The sequence below is a fragment of the Pantoea wallisii genome, assembly GCF_002095485.1.
In the GTDB taxonomy this organism is placed as follows: Bacteria; Pseudomonadota; Gammaproteobacteria; order Enterobacterales; family Enterobacteriaceae; genus Pantoea; species Pantoea wallisii.
In genome coordinates this window covers 1-15,395 of record NZ_MLFS01000009.1, presented here as the reverse complement: position 1 = coordinate 15,395, position 15,395 = coordinate 1, and the positions used below count along the sequence as shown (strand labels likewise).

The 15,395-nt window shown below is 58.4% G+C and carries 12 protein-coding genes and 1 pseudogene; 6 read left to right on the top strand and 7 right to left on the bottom strand.

From position 1 onward, the window contains the following. Nucleotides 1–17: 17 nt before the first annotated feature. Complete coding sequence (locus HA48_RS05000) at nucleotides 18–887, bottom strand: LysR substrate-binding domain-containing protein (protein ID WP_128600051.1); 870 nt, start codon at nucleotides 885–887, stop codon at nucleotides 18–20. Between the two features lie 199 nt (nucleotides 888–1,086). Here HA48_RS05000 and HA48_RS04995 point away from each other — a divergent pair, with 199 nt between their 5' ends. From HA48_RS04995 to HA48_RS04980, 4 genes and pseudogenes are all read left to right on the top strand, one after another. Continuing rightward, nucleotides 1,087–1,914 carry a DUF6024 family protein gene (locus HA48_RS04995; RefSeq protein WP_128600050.1) on the top strand — a complete coding sequence of 276 codons (828 nt, stop codon included), beginning with the start codon at nucleotides 1,087–1,089 and terminating at the stop codon, nucleotides 1,912–1,914. A 150-nt stretch (nucleotides 1,915–2,064) separates the two neighbouring features. Continuing rightward, complete coding sequence (adk, locus tag HA48_RS04990) at nucleotides 2,065–2,709, top strand: adenylate kinase (protein ID WP_128600049.1); 645 nt, start codon at nucleotides 2,065–2,067, stop codon at nucleotides 2,707–2,709. 113 nt (nucleotides 2,710–2,822) lie between these two features. Beyond that, complete coding sequence (gene hemH / locus HA48_RS04985; protein ID WP_128600048.1) at nucleotides 2,823–3,782, top strand: ferrochelatase; 960 nt, start codon at nucleotides 2,823–2,825, stop codon at nucleotides 3,780–3,782. 57 nt (nucleotides 3,783–3,839) lie between these two features. After that, nucleotides 3,840–5,139 (top strand): annotated as a pseudogene (locus HA48_RS04980) (inosine/guanosine kinase). A gap of 75 nt (nucleotides 5,140–5,214) precedes the next feature. On the opposite strand, the gene ybaL reads toward HA48_RS04980, so the two are convergent. Continuing rightward, nucleotides 5,215–6,903 carry a YbaL family putative K(+) efflux transporter gene (ybaL, locus tag HA48_RS04975; protein ID WP_128600047.1) on the bottom strand — a complete coding sequence of 563 codons (1,689 nt, stop codon included), beginning with the start codon at nucleotides 6,901–6,903 and terminating at the stop codon, nucleotides 5,215–5,217. A gap of 220 nt (nucleotides 6,904–7,123) precedes the next feature. Beyond that, nucleotides 7,124–8,323 carry an MFS transporter gene (locus HA48_RS04970; protein ID WP_128600046.1) on the bottom strand — a complete coding sequence of 400 codons (1,200 nt, stop codon included), beginning with the start codon at nucleotides 8,321–8,323 and terminating at the stop codon, nucleotides 7,124–7,126. Nucleotides 8,324–8,489: 166 nt separating this feature from the next. Here HA48_RS04970 and ushA point away from each other — a divergent pair, with 166 nt between their 5' ends. Next, the gene (gene ushA, locus HA48_RS04965; RefSeq protein ID WP_128600045.1) at nucleotides 8,490–10,241 is read left to right on the top strand and encodes a bifunctional UDP-sugar hydrolase/5'-nucleotidase UshA; all 1,752 of its coding nucleotides are present in this window, start codon (nucleotides 8,490–8,492) and stop codon (nucleotides 10,239–10,241) included. 33 nt (nucleotides 10,242–10,274) lie between these two features. On the opposite strand, the gene HA48_RS04960 is transcribed toward ushA, so the two are convergent. Further along, the gene (locus HA48_RS04960) at nucleotides 10,275–10,706 is read right to left on the bottom strand and encodes a multidrug/biocide efflux PACE transporter (protein WP_128600044.1); all 432 of its coding nucleotides are present in this window, start codon (nucleotides 10,704–10,706) and stop codon (nucleotides 10,275–10,277) included. A gap of 90 nt (nucleotides 10,707–10,796) precedes the next feature. On the opposite strand from HA48_RS04960, the gene HA48_RS04955 reads away from it, so the two are divergent. Further along, nucleotides 10,797–11,666, top strand: a complete 870-nt coding sequence (locus HA48_RS04955; RefSeq protein WP_128600043.1) for a LysR family transcriptional regulator — start codon at nucleotides 10,797–10,799, stop codon at nucleotides 11,664–11,666. On the opposite strand, the gene ybaK is transcribed toward HA48_RS04955, so the two are convergent. From ybaK to HA48_RS04940, 3 genes are all read right to left on the bottom strand, one after another. Continuing rightward, entirely contained in the window at nucleotides 11,663–12,142 is a 480-nt protein-coding gene (gene ybaK / locus HA48_RS04950) for a Cys-tRNA(Pro)/Cys-tRNA(Cys) deacylase YbaK (protein ID WP_128600042.1), read from the bottom strand. The genes HA48_RS04955 and ybaK overlap by 4 nt on opposite strands. Before the next feature lie 296 nt (nucleotides 12,143–12,438). Continuing rightward, entirely contained in the window at nucleotides 12,439–13,242 is an 804-nt protein-coding gene (locus HA48_RS04945; protein ID WP_128600041.1) for a TraB/GumN family protein, read from the bottom strand. A gap of 68 nt (nucleotides 13,243–13,310) precedes the next feature. After that, the coding region (locus HA48_RS04940) for a copper-translocating P-type ATPase (RefSeq protein ID WP_128600040.1) at nucleotides 13,311–15,395 on the bottom strand (2,085 nt) is incomplete at its 5' end.

Sequence of the window (15,395 nt, the reverse complement as noted above, 5' to 3'; positions counted from 1 at the left end):
TTTTTTATGCCTCGCGCTCAGCACTGCGCCTCATCCCGCACCCAATCACGGAACAGGGTAATCTCCGCATCATGCTGCCGTGAGCCCTTGGTCATCATCCACGTGGCGCGATTGACACGCACAAATCCCAGCGGCGCAATCAGCGTGCCGTCGTGCAACTCCTGCCGCACCAGCAAACGCGGCGCCATAATCACGCCTAGCCCGTTTCTTGCCGCCTGAATGCCCAGCGTCAGATTATCAAAATGCTTGCCTGTAAAGTAATTGCCGCGTGCGCCGCTGGTTTTGGCCCATTCGGCCCAGGCATGCAGGCGCGTATCGGCATGCAGCAGTGGCAGCGCGGCCAGATCCTGCTCACTGTGAAAACGGGCGGCGTACTGCGGCGCGCACAGCGGACCGATATAATCATCGCTGATCAGCGTGGCATCAATATCGTCATCCGGTGGCTGTTCATAGCTCAGGATCAGCACATCCGTGTGTTCGCTGCGCAGCTGATTGATCTCACCCTGGGGCTGAAACTGCACTTCAATGTCGGGATAGCGCTGATAAAAACTGCTGATACGCGGGATCAGCCATTGAGAGAGAAAGCTTGGCGCGCAGGAGACGCTAAGGTGGTGGCGCATACCGGTGCGGATGCTCTCACAGGTTGTAGAGAGTTCACTGAACGCCTTCTGACAGCTCACCAGCAAACGCTCGCCGTGTGAGGTCAATCTGACACGTCCGTTGGTGCGGACAAACAGCGGTTTCCCCATCCAGCTCTCCAGCTGACGTACCTGATGGCTGATGGCGCTATGGGTCACATGCAGGCGCTCAGCCGCCACGCTAAAACTGCTGTGCAGTGCCGCCTGATGAAAATAGTGCAAGGCACGTAACGACGGAAGCGTGGTCATACTCATCCCCTGTGTAAAAACCTAACAGGGATTGTCAATTTATATCATTTTAATGTCCAGACGCATTGGCCTAACCTTTCCCCCTGATTCTGGCGGGTTGACTGACAGGCCTCACTGTGTTTTAGCCGCGCTTATCTGCCAGCGACTACCGCCCAGCCATGACGACACGCCGCACAATAACACAGAGAAATGTCACGCGATGGCTGCACAACACGCTACTGCCGGAGCCGCGGCGCGCGATCGACTGCGCGTCTTGCTCTCCCGTCACTACCGGCTGGAAAATTACGATCTCTTCTTTGCTCCGTCGCTGCATATTGCCCGGGTACTGCTCTCACAGCTGTTCCTGCGCCAGGAGCAGGCACGCAATCAGACGCGCTACGCTTCGCACTATCCGGTCAGTGAACTCAGCGTTCTGCCCGCAGTGCCGATGATGGCCGGTAATATCGCGCTGATTACGCACGTTGAGGAGTCGCAGGGGCGGGTGCGACCGTTGAGCGAGTGCCAGAGCCAGGGCGTGACCGATGCGTCTGCCTCCTTTGCCACCGGCTTGCATAAACGATTAATCAGCGAGGCGCGTTTGTTCGTGGCGCACCTTGATCGTCATGCGGCATTGAGCGACGGTATCGTACTTATCGCCTTGCGGACCTATGATTTCAGCACGCTGGTGCGCAGCGAACTGCGTCTGTTTGAGCAGGGTTTAACCCTGGGCGATGCACCGCAACGCGCGCTGGATAGCATGGCAAACGGCGACTGGAAGCCCTTTAACATCGCCAGCGTTGATACCCTTACGCTGGAGACACCGGTAGCGCTGCAATCGATTCAGCAGCCGGGCTTGCCCTTTGCCCTGATCCCGCTGCCGTCCGGGGTTGTGCTGCCCACGCTGCCAGCGGATATTCGGCTGCTGTCCGACGGACGCGCGCTGTTGCTCACCGCCAGCGTACGCGGTAACGGCAGCAAAACGCAGAATATGACCGCCACGCTAAAAAAACGCCTGATGGCGTGCCTTTTTACCCGCCATGATTCTTAAAAACGCGCCGGTTGCTGGCGCGAACGGCCAAAGCAGGTCAAAGTAGGCCTTTCGTGGAAGCGCGCCCGTTGCCTTGTGGTGCGCGGGTCATAATGGTATGTTCTTGGCCTTCTCAGATTGATCAATGCGATTCGCAAGGGGAATTACGCAATGCGTATTATTCTGCTCGGGGCACCGGGCGCAGGTAAGGGCACTCAGGCTCAATTCATCATGGAGAAGTACGGTATTCCGCAGATCTCCACGGGCGACATGTTGCGTGCAGCAGTAAAAGCAGGTAGCGAGTTGGGCCAGCAGGCGAAAGCCATCATGGATGCCGGTAAACTGGTGACTGACGAGCTGGTGATTGCGCTGGTTAAAGAGCGTATCGCGCAGGAAGACTGCAAAAACGGTTTCCTGCTCGATGGCTTCCCACGCACTATCCCGCAGGCTGACGCCATGAAAGACGCGGGCATCAAGGTGGACTACGTTCTGGAGTTCGCTGTACCAGACGAGCTGATCGTCGATCGCATTGTAGGTCGTCGCGTACACGCGCCGTCTGGCCGTGTTTACCACATCAAATACAATCCACCGAAAGTGGAAGGTCAGGATGACGTGACCGGCGAAGCGCTGACCACGCGTAAAGACGATCAGGAAGAGACCGTGCGTAAGCGCCTGGTGGAGTACCATCAGCTGACCGCGCCGCTGATTGCTTACTACAGCAAAGAGGCTGAAGCCGGTAACACGCAGTATCACAAGATCGACGGCACCCGCCAGGTTGCTGAAGTGAGTGCAGAACTGGCCACTATCCTCGGTTAAGTGGTGAAGGGCCGGTTGTCCGGCCCTTTTGCAGCAATTGCTTTCCCCTCCGACGTTTTCCGCTACAATTCCTGCAGATTTTGACCCATTCGTTTCGACAGCAAGGAAATACAATGAGGCAAGAAAAGCCTGGGGTTTTACTGGTTAATTTAGGTACACCAGAAGCACCAACCACCGCCGCCGTAAAGCGCTATCTTAAACAGTTCCTTGGCGATCCACGCGTTGTTGATACGCCACGCTGGCTATGGTGGCCGATTCTCAATTTCATTATCGTGCCATTCCGTTCGCCGCGCGTCTCGAAGCTCTATGCATCTGTGTGGATGGAAGAGGGCTCGCCGCTGATGGTCTTCAGCAAACGCCAGCGTGCAGCGCTGGCACAGCGGCTGGATATGCCGGTGGAACTCGGCATGAGCTACGGCCAGCCGAGCCTTGACGGCGCCGTACAGCGTTTGCTGGCACAGGGCGTGACCAAACTGATTGTGCTGCCGCTCTATCCGCAGTTCTCCTGCTCTACCGTCGCTGCCGTGTGGGATGGCCTGGCCGCCAGCTTTAAACCGCTGCGTTCGCTGCCGGAAGTGGCCTTTATTCGCGATTACGCGGAACATCCGGCCTATATCGCCGCGCTGAAAGCCTCTGTAGAGCGCTCATTTGCGCAGCACGGTGAACCGGACCTGCTGGTGCTCTCTTTCCACGGCATCCCACAGCGCTTCGCCAATGAGGGCGATGACTATCCGCTGCGCTGTAAAGACACCACCGATGCATTGGCTGCCGCGCTGGGCATTGCCCCGCACAAGATCATGATGACCTTCCAGTCACGTTTTGGTCGCGAGCCGTGGCTCATGCCTTACACCGATGAAACGATGAAGAGCCTGCCGGCAAAAGGCATCAAACATGTGCAGGTGATGAGCCCGGGCTTCGCCGCGGATTGTCTTGAAACGCTGGAGGAGATCAGCGGAGAGAACTGCGAGATCTTCTTACACGCCGGCGGCGAAAAATTTGAATACATTCCGGCGCTTAACGCGGACGATGAGCACATCGACATGATGGTTCAGCTGGTTAACGCGCGCCGCTAAGGGGATGGCAGAGAGTGTGATATCATTCTCTGCCTGTTTTTCCCTGACGGCACTTTCATGAAATTTCCCGGCAAACGCAAATCTAAACACTATTTCCCCGTTAACGCGCGCGACCCGCTGCTCCAGGCCACTCAGCAAGAGCAGGAGGAGGGCAGCTGGGTGGTGGGTATCGACCAGACGCTGGTGGATATCGAAGCCAAAGTTGATGATGATTTCCTGCAACGTTACGGCCTGAGCGCCGGCCACTCCCTGGTCATTGACGATGCCACCGCTGAAGCGCTCTACAGTGAGCTGATGCAGGAACAGCTGATCAGTCATCAGTTTGCCGGCGGCACCATCGGAAACACCTTGCACAACTACTCGGTACTGGCGGATGACCGCTCGGTGCTGCTTGGCGTGATGTGCAACAACATCCAGATCGGCGGTTACGCTTATCGCTACCTGTGTAATACCTCCAGCCGGATGGATCTGAACTATCTGCAGGGCGTGGACGGGGCGATTGGCCGCTGCTTTACTCTGATTGGCGAGCAGGGCGAGCGCACGTTTGCCATCAGCCCGGGCTGATGAACCAGCTGCACGCGGACAATATTCCGGAAGCGGTGATCGCCGGGGCTTCGGCGCTGGTGCTCACCTCCTATCTGGTGCGCTGTCAGCCGGGTGAGCCGATGCCGGATGCCACACTGCGCGCCATCAATTACGCGAAAAAACACAATGTGCCGGTGGTACTGACGCTGGGTACCAAATATGTGATTCAGGATAACCCGCAATTCTGGCGCGACTTCCTGCGCGATCACGTCTCGATCGTGGCGATGAATGAAGAGGAGGCCTTTGCGCTGACCGGTGAGCCGGACCCGCTGCTGGCCTCGAATATGGCGCTGGACTGGGTCGACCTGGTGTTGTGCACGGCGGGCCCGACCGGCCTCTATATGGCCGGTTTTACCGAAGATGAGAATAAGCGTAAAACCAACCATCCGCTGCTGCCGGGTGCCATTGCAGAGTTCAACCAGTACGAGTTCAGCCGGGCGATGCGCCATCAGGATTGCCAGCAGCCGCTGCGCATCTTCTCGCACATCGCGCCATACATGGGCGGCCCGGAGAAGATCATGAACACTAACGGCGCAGGCGATGGTGCGCTGGCGGCGCTGCTGCACGATATCACGGCCAACAATTTCCACCGGCAGAAGGTACCGAACTCCAGCAAGCACGCGCGGGAATATCTCACCTATTCGTCTCTGGCGCAGGTGTGTAAATACGCTAACCGCGTGAGTTATCAGGTGCTGAACCAGCACTCACCGCGTCTGACGCGCGGCCTGCCGGAGAGGGAAGACAGCTGGAAGAGTCGTACTGGGATCGGTAACGTGGCAAGGTGCAGATTAACCTGCACCCTATAGGGTCGCCATTCATTGCGACCTGGTTTCCCGGATATCGGCAACTAAATCGGACACTCGCGTACAATCGGGTTCTGCGCGATCTCCTCCTGCAAAACATTCAGCATGCTGTTCGCGATCTCACGCTCCCCCATCACCACGCGATTGGCACCGCGCTCCATGATATAGGTCACTTCATCGTCATAGTGCGCGCGGGCGATAATCTCAATATCCGGGCGTTTCGCACGCGCGGCCGTTACGATTTCACCGGCCTCATAGCCATTCGGAATGGTCAGCAGCAGCCAGCGCGCGCAGTCAAGCCGGGCCAGATCCATGGTATCAATACGCGCCGCATTACCCAGCACCGCTTTAATACCCTGCTCACGCAGAGCCTCAACGCGCGGACGCGAATTCTCCACCACCACCAGCGGCACATCCGCCTCCAGCAGCTGCTGGCCCAGCAGACTTCCGACGCGACCATAACCGACAATGACCGCATGATTGCAGATATCCACCGGAATCTGCTTCTCCTCTTCGATAGCCTCTTCCAGCGTCTGCTCCTCCATCGTCTCGGTTTTGTCGAGATAGCGCTCCAGCAGGGTAAACAGAATCGGGTTAAGCATAATCGACAGGATCGCTGCGGCCAGCACCAGATTACGTCCCTCGTCACTCAGCATGCCGAGCGAGATGCCGAGACCGGCAAGGATGAAGGCAAACTCACCAATCTGCGCCAGACTGACCGAAATGGTCAGCGCGGTACGGCGTGAATGGCCGAGCAGGCTCACCAGCAGCCAGGCGGCGATCGATTTGCCCAGCACAATGATGGCCAGCGCGCCCAGCACGGCCAGCGGTTGCTCTACCAGAATCATCGGATCAAACAGCATGCCGACCGAGACGAAAAACAGTACGGCAAACGCATCGCGCAGCGGCAGCGTATCGTGCGCCGCACGGTGGCTGAGTTCCGATTCGTTCAGCACCATGCCGGCAAAGAAAGCCCCAAGGGCAAATGAGACGTCAAAGAACTCTACGGCACCAAACGCAATGCCCAGCGCCAGCGCCAGTACCGAAAGGGTAAACAGCTCACGTGAGCCGGTCGCCGCGCTTTTTGCCAGAATCCACGGCACCACGCGACGGCCGACCACCATCATCAGCACCATAAAGGCGGCGACTTTACCGATGGTCAGGAGCAGATCCCACACCAGCAGGGTGGGGCTGGCGTTACCCTGTTCCAGCATGCCGGCAATCGCAGGCAGCAGCACCAGCGTCAGCACCATCACCAGGTCTTCGACAATCAGCCAGCCGATAGCGATCTGTCCGCGCTGGCTATCAATCAGCTGCCGCTCTTCCAGCGCCCGCAGCAGTACCACGGTACTGGCCGTGGAGAGGCACAGCCCAAAGACCAGACCGGTCATCCACGACCAGCCCATGGCCCACGACAGGCCCATTCCCAGCAGCGTTGCCACAGCAATTTGTGCCACGGCACCGGGAATGGCGATCGACTTTACCGCCATCAAATCCTTGAGCGAGAAGTGTAATCCTACACCGAACATCAGCAGAATTACGCCGAGTTCAGCCAGTTCCGGGGCCAGATTGGTATCCGCGACGAAGCCTGGGGTAAAAGGTCCAGCCAGCACGCCAGCCAGTAAATAACCGACCAGCGGTGAAATGCGCAGGCGATTCGCCAGCATACCAAGGAGAAATGCGAGGACCAGACCCCCGACAATGGTGGTGATCAACGGTGTTGTGTGATGCATGCCTGTCTCCTTGTGTGCAAATGTATCCGCTTGTAACAACCAAGTGTAATGCACATTTGCTCACCACGTTTAAACATTTGAGCGGTGAAAAGCGAAAAAATTGAAAAAATGAGACCAAAACGCAGCCGAAGCGTCATTTTCGGCAGTTATCTCACGGTATCGGCAGGATTTATGCAGAGCGGAGGGGGGCGAAGAGAAATTGTTGCCCCCCGAAAGCGGGTTACCGGTGATGCTGATCAGGCAGGAAAGCGGTCAACAGACCAATCAGCGGCAGCCAGGCGCAGATTTGGTACACCCATGCGATGCTGGTGTGATCGGCAACTACCCCCAATATCGCTGCGCCCAAACCGCCCATACCAAATGCGAAACCGAAAAACAGTCCGGAAACCATGCCGATACGTCCCGGCAGCAGCTCCTGCGCATACACCAGAATGGCCGAAAACGCTGAGGCCAGAATCAGGCCAATAATGATACTCAGCACGCTGGTCCACATTAATGTGGCGTGTGGCAGCATAAGGGTGAAGGGCGCCACACCGAGAATGGAGGCCCAGATAACATACTTGCGGCCGATTTTATCGCCTATGGGTCCGCCGATGATGGTGCCCGCAGCGACGGCACCGAGAAAGGCAAACAGATGAAATTGCGATGCCTGTACCGAAAGCCCAAATTTTTGCATTAAATAGAAGGTGTAGTAGCTGCTCAGGCTGGTGAGATAAAAATATTTCGAGAAGATCAGCAGTAGCAGGATGCTGATTGCCAGCACCACTTTTTTGCGTGGCAACGGATTGACGGGCGCGCAGGTGGCTTTGGCTTTCGCCGCACGCTGCTGATGGCTGTACCAGCGGCTCACCTGTAGCAGCACGATAATCCCCAGCAGCGCAGCCAGCACAAACCAACCGAGGTGACCTTTACCGTAAGGGGCAACGATCACTGCCGCCAGTAACGGCCCCAGCGCACTGCCAAAATTACCGCCTACCTGAAACAGTGACTGCGCCAGGCCGTGCCGTCCGCCGGACGCCATGCGTGCCACGCGGGAGGATTCAGGATGGAATACTGATGAGCCGCTGCCAACCAGCGCGGCTGCCAGCAGGATTTGCGGATAGCTGCTGGCGAAGGTGAGCAAAACCAATCCGCACAGGGTAAACCCCATCCCCACCGGTAACGACCAGGGTTTAGGGTATTTATCGGTGTAGTAACCCACCAGCGGCTGTAGCAGTGAGGCCGTGACCTGGAACGTCAGCGTAATCAGCCCAATCTGCACAAAGCTAAGCGTGAAATCCTTCTGCAGCAGAGGATAGATTGCCAGCAGCAGCGACTGCAGCATATCGTTCAGCAGATGCGCCAGACTGATGGCGCCAAGGATCCCAAAAGCGGTGCGCCCGGCAGGGCGTGCCGGGGTTAATGTCTGTTCACTTGCCATAAGCGTCCTGAAAGAGAGGGGGCTGTTTCGTTATCAGATTGTTACTTCATAACGGACTCTATAAGTCTTTGGTCTTGAGTTAAAGCGCGAACTGTGCGACACAGAAGGGCGTTAAAGCAGGTTACGTTCACAGACCGTGGAAAAAACATCAAATAAGGAGAGTGTTTTGTTGTTAACACCGCGCAAAGGGCGCTGGCTGGCGCTGATTACGCTGTTGCTGCCCATACTGGCTCACGCATGGCAAACCGATCGCAGCTACCGCTTCACGCTTCTGCACACCAACGATCATCACGGTCACTTCTGGACGAATGAGCAGGGCGAATATGGTCTGGCGGCGCAGAAAACCCTGATGGACCAGCAGCGTTATGATGCGCAGGCCAAAGGCGGCGGTGCGCTGATCCTCTCTGCCGGCGACGTGAATACCGGCGTGCCCGAGTCGGATCTGCTGGATGCCGAACCCGATATCCGCGGCATGAATCTGGTGGGCTACGACGCCATGGCGCTAGGCAATCACGAATTCGATAAGCCGCTCAGCGTGCTACAGAAGCAGCAGAAGTGGGCGAAGTTTCCCTTTCTCTCGGCCAATATTTATCAGAAGGGCAGCGATCAGCGCCTGTTCAAACCCTGGGCGGTGTTTAATCGCATGGGGCTGAAGATTGCCGTGATCGGCCTGACCACCACAGATACGCTGCGTATCGCCAATCCACAGAACGTTGAGCAGATTGAGATTCGCGATCCGGTTAAAGAGACAGAGAAAGCGGTGGCGGAACTGCGTGCCAGCGAAAAGCCGGATGTGATTATCGCGTTAACGCATATGGGCCACTATGACGATGGCCAGCACGGTAGCAATGCGCCGGGCGATGTGGAGCTGGCGCGCAGCTTGCCGCCGGGCACCCTAAACGTAATTATCGGCGGCCATTCGCATGATGCGGTGTGCATGGCAAAAGAGAATGTCAGCGAACAGAACTATCAGCCCGGCCAGCCGTGCCAGCCCGATCGCCAAAACGGCGTGTGGATTATGCAGGCCAAAGAGTGGGGTAAATTTGTCGGACGCGGCGATTTCATCTTCCGCAACGGTGAACTGACGCTGGAGAAGTACCAGTTGATCCCGGTTAATCTCAAGCACAAAATCAAGAACCTCGACGGCAGCGAAACCTGGTTGCCGTATCAGGCGCTGATTCCCCCTAATACTGCGATGATGAAATTGCTGACGCCCTACCAGCTGCGCGCCGGTAAACAGCTCGACGTTAACGTTGGCAGCAGCGATGGCGTGTTTGCGGGCGAGCGCAATCAGGTGCGCTTTAAGCAGACCAACCTGGCGCAGCTGATTTTGCGCGCGCAGATGGCGGCAACCCACGCCGATTTCGCGGTGATCAGCGGCGGCGGGATTCGTACCTCGCTGGCGCAGGGAAGTATCCGCTGGCGCGATCTGCTACAGGTGCAGCCGTTTGGCAATCAGGTTGTGTCGGTGACGCTGCGCGGCAGTGAGGTGCTGGACTATCTGGCCACGGTCGCCAACATCAAACCGGACGCCGGTGGATTTGCGCAGTTTAGCCACATTAGCCTGGTCGCCGATGGCAAGCATGTCAGTGACGTAAAGATTAACGGTGAGCCGCTGCAGAAAGAGAAAACCTACCGCATGGCGACGAACAGCTTTAACGCCAGCGGCGGTGACGGCTATCCGCGCATCGATACCCATGCGGGTTTCAGCAACAGCGGTTTACGCGATGCCGATGTGCTGCGGGACTATGTCCGCCAGCACTCACCGCTGAAAACCGCCGATTACGTGCCGCAGGGGATTGTGCACCTGACGGAGGCGCAGGTGCAGGAGCGTGATAAAGCGCAGGAGAAACAGAAGAAGCGCAGCTATCCGCAGATGATCCTGGCGTGGATCTGGCCGCGTGCGGCGCACCAATGAACGACAGGCGGCCCGGCCGGGCCGCCTGATTCCTCAGGCTTCGCAGGCGCGCGGTTTTACCCAGCGCTGGCGCAGCTTATCCCACGCCCAGTTATACGCCATGGTATAAGGCAGGAAGAACAGGAAGAAAGCCACCTCCAGCAGGAACGCATCCAGCAGCGAGATATTCAGCATCCAGGCCGCAATCGGCAGACCGATTAAAATAAATCCGCCCTCAAAGCCCAGCGCATGCAGCGCGCGCAGTGCAAAAGTCCGTTTCACCTGCGGCGGCCAGATACGATCAAAACCGCTGTTGTAGATCATGTTCCACAGCATGGCGACGGTCGAAAGCATAATGGCCAGTGCGCCCATGTGAAACAGCGGCTTCTCCATCACCCAGGCAGCCAGTGGCGCAACCGTGATAATCGCAAGGAACTCAAATCCTGCAGCATGACAAAAACGTTCTTTAAGCGAACGGGTACGCATATCAACCTCCTCGACACTCATGCTGCGCATTTTCTCACTGTACAATGCTAAGATAAAATGATTACCTATCGATAAAAGCGATGGATTAGCATGAAGTACTCCCCGGAATCCCTTGAGGCGTTTGTGCAAACCGTAGCGAGCGGCTCCTTCTCTGCGGCGGCACGCGCGCTGGCAAAGAGCCAGTCCACAATCAGCAGTGCAGTCGCGAATCTGGAGGATGATCTCGGTTTTTTGCTCTTTGACCGGCGCGGGCGCCAGCCGGTGCTGACTGCGCAGGGGCAGCGTGCGCTGGCGCAGGTGCAGCAGATTCTGGCTGCCAGCCAGCGGCTGGATGAGCTGGCAGTGCGCCTGTCACAAGGTGTGGAGCCCCGCCTGAGCCTGGCCATATCGGACTTCTGGCAGGCCGATCACCATGAACATCTGCTGACGCGCTTTGATGCGCGCTACCCTGATATCGAATTTGAATGCATGATCGCCGAGGATGAAGACGTGCTGGATCTGCTGCAGGCCGGCCGGGTTCATCTTGGGGTCGTGCGGGCCCAGCCGGCACTGCCGCCGGATCTGGCCGTGGCGCGGTTGCAGGTGGAGGCGCAGATGGCGATCTTTTTGCATCAGGATCATGCGCTGGCGCAGGAACATCAGGTGACGGAGGCGCAGCTGGGTGAGCTGCGTCAGCTGCGCCTCAATACCTGGGTACAAACCCGCGAGCCGCTGCCCGCCGGGCGCGTCTGGTCGGCACCCACTTATCTGCTGCTGTTAGAGATGGCGGAGCAGGGCTTTGGCTGGAGTGTGTTACCGCGCTGGCTGGTGGAGCAGTTTGGACATCAGGTGCTGAAGGAGTTGCCGGTGCCGGGCTGGCCGCAACACATTGCGGTGGATGTTATCTGGTCACGGCGCAATCCGCCGGGCCCGGCCGGACGCTGGATGATCGATCAGCTATGCGCACAGCAGCCGGATTAGTCGCGTCGTGCGACATCGGCCAGTGGTGCATCCAGCAGCCGTGACAGATCCTGCGCTGCCAGTTCAATATCCAGCCCGCGCTTGCCGCCGGAGATAAAGATGGTCGCAAACTCAGCCGCCTGCTGATCGATCACCGTCGGTAGCCGTTTTTTCTGCCCCAGCGGGCTGATGCCGCCAATCAGATAGCCGGTAACGCGCTGTGCCAGCTGTGGATCGGCCATATCGGCTTTTTTCGCGCCCAGCGCCTTCGCCACTTTTTTCAAATCCAGCTGGGTAGAGACCGGCGTTACTGCCACGGCCAGCGCTTTTGCATCGCCATTAAGCGATACCAGCAGGGTTTTAAACACCTGACGGGCGTCAAGATTAAGCTTGCGTACCGCTTCATCACCAAAGTGGGTCTCCTGGCTGTCGTGATCGTACGGATGCAGGGTAAAAGCGACCTTTTGTTTTTCCAGCAGTTTTACGGCGGGTGTCATTTTCTGTCCTTGCTAAGAAAATTCTTATGCCAGATAAGGTGAATAGTACTGGCGAAATTCTGTACTTTGCGCGAGAATTGGCCGGCGCCAGCAACCCTGGCGATAACCAAAATCATAAACAAATTCCTCTTTGACGGGCCAGTAGCGATACTGGCCCTCTTTTTTTGCGGGTCATGATGTTTCGGGCGGTCGCCATGAATGGCGGCCCTACAGCACAGGCAGAAGAGTGGCGTCTTTATGCGCACCTGGCTGCGAGCACTGAGCAATCCATCTCCTGCGGTAACGTCGCCATGCTTTCACGACGACTTCAGTAATCCCGGTAAATTATCCTCGCCATACAGATGCAGCGCCCCCACTGCAACCACATAGCGTCCGTGCGGCAACGCATGCAGCAGCTCACGCCAGTGCTGGTTGCGATTACGCATCAGCGTGTCATTCAGCTCGCTACTGAATGTGGTGGGCAGGGCGACGGGCTGCCGCGCGGGCGGGGCATCCAGCCACCAGCTGATCATCGTTTGCAGCAGGCGCGCATTGGTATGCCAGTGCGCCAGCGTATCCAGCAGTAGCGCCAGCCCATCCTGCGGTAGCGACTTGAGGAGCGCGATCTGCGTATCCGGCCCCTCCAGTTCAATAATTTGCTTATTTGCCGCTTTTGCCGCCTGTAACAGCTGATAATCAATGCCGTATTGCGGACGCAGCCCTAAACGTTGTGCCTGCTGCGCCTGTAACATCAGCGCAATTTGCCAGAACGGCAGACGATCAAACAGGCTCAGACTCAGCGACAGCTCATCGCACAGCGCGGTCAGCTGCTGCAGCACCTCTGGTGCCAGCCGCGTTGCCAGCGGAGGATGCTCCTCAACGCCGGTAAACGGAGAGCCGCCCTGTGTGATATCAGCTTCAACCACCAGCGCATCGGCTTTGTGCAGCTGGCGCAGCAAACCGGCAGGCAGCGGCTGCATATCACGCGTACCCATATGAATGCTGCCGGCCAGATGCAGCCGGCGATCGCCAAGCCGGATATCCATGGCGGGCCAGCTGTAGCTGGCCGGGAAAAGGGTTGCTACCCGCTGCTGCAGGCGGTGCCAGAAACTGCGTCTCATGCCCGCTCCTTTTGAAGTGAAAAAGCCATGCTAGCGATTTCACCCGCTGAAAAACAGGGCAGAGGTTGCTATTGCCGCTGCGCCGGTTTAAAGCGCAGCAGGCGGTTAGCATTACTCACAACGGTAATGGATGAGAGCGCCATCGCGGCACCCGCCACAATCGGGCTCAGCAACAGCCCGGTAAAGGGGTACAGCACGCCGGCCGCAATCGGAATGCCAAGGCTGTTATACACAAAGGCACCGAGTAAATTCTGCCGCATGTTGCGCAGCGTGGCCTTCGCCACCGCCAGCGCATCAACGACGCAGTGCAGGTCATTGCGCATCAGCGTCATTCCTGCGGTTTCGATCGCGACGTCGCTGCCGCCGCCCATGGCGATACCGACATCCGCCTGCGCCAGCGCGGGTGCATCATTAATGCCGTCGCCCACCATGACTACGTTGCGCCCCTGCTGCTGCAGTTGCGTAATGGCCTGCGCTTTGCCGTCGGGCAGGACGCCAGCAATCACCTCATCAATGCCCGCTTCAGCAGCGATCGCCTGCGCGGTGGCCTGATGGTCGCCTGTCAGCATAATCAGTCGGTAACCCTGCTGATGCAGGCGCTGTAGCGCGGCTTTGCTCTCCGGACGCAGCGTATCGCGCAGGGCGAGCACCGCCAGCAGCTGATGCGCATCCGCCAGCAGGACCGGCGTAACACCCTGTGCAGCCAGACGATCGATATCTGCCCGCGCTACGGCATAATCGATGTCGTGCTCATCCAGCAACGCCTGGTTGCCCAGCAGCAGCGTGCTGCCGGCAACTTTAGCGCTAACGCCTTTGCCGCGTATTGTACGAAATTGCTCAACCGTAGTGCCGCTCACCGCCGGTGCTGCCGCAAGGATCGCCTGCGCCAGCGGGTGGCTGGAGCCCTGCTCCAGTTCGGCCGCCGCGCGCAATACCTGCTCACGGTGCCATGTGCTATACAGCAAGACATCGCTCACCTGCGGCGTGCCCTGTGTAAGAGTGCCGGTCTTATCGAACACAATGGTGTCGACTTCGCTGGCGCGCTGCAGCGCATCGGCATCACGCACCAGTACGCCCAGTTCGGCGGCGCGGCCGACGCCAGCAATCACCGACATGGGCGTTGCTAACCCCAGCGCGCACGGGCAGGCGATAATCAGCACCGTCGTCACAATTACCAGCGTATATGCCAGCTGCGGCTGCGGGCCGATCAGATACCACACCAGTCCACTGAGGGCAGCGATCGCGACCACCACCGGCACAAATACCGCGGAGATGCGATCGGCCAGCCGGCCGATATCCGGTTTACTGCTCTGTGCCTGACGCACCAGGTTGATAATCCGCGCCAGCGTGGTGTGGCTACCGGTAGCGCGGGCGACGAAGTGCAGCGTGCCGTCCTGCACCAGCGTGCCGGCAAATACGTTGTCGCCGGGTTGTTTGGTCTGCGCCACCGCCTCGCCGGTCAGCATCGCTTCATCCAGCCACGCCTCGCCGCTGACGACTTCGCCATCGACCGGCACGCGATCGCCGGTGACCAGCTTCAGCGTCATGCCGGACTGTACCTCGCTAAGCGGCAGCAGCGTCTCGCCCTGCGGCGTTATGACGCGCGCCTGCGCCGGGGTTAAATCCAGCAGCCGCTCCAGCGCTTTAGAAGCACGCTGGCGTGCGCGCTGCTCCAGCGCATGGCCAAGGTTAATCAGACCAATGATCATCACGCTGGCTTCGAAGTAGAGGTGGCGCGCCTGCATCGGGAAAAAGTCCGGCCAAAGCGCGACGCTCATGGAGTAGAGCCAGGCGGCGCCGGTACCCAGCGCCACTAATGTGTCCATGGTGGCCGTGGCATGGCGCAGGCTGCGCCATGCGCTGCGATAGAAGTGCCCGCCGGCGATCACCATTACCAGAAGCGTAATCAGGCCAAGCGAGCGCCAGAGTGTCTGGTTCGCTTCGCTCAGCATCATGTTGTTACCGAGCATGCCCCAGATCATCATGGGCACACCCAGCAGCAGCGCCAGCGCCGACTGCCAGCTAAAGCGCCGCATCGCCCGCTGCGCGCTAACCTGCTGACGCTCACGGCGGGTCTGCTCATCTTCGATGACTTCTGCTGAATAGCCGGCCCGATCGACGGATCCGATCAGCGCCGCTGCCGTAGCCGTGCC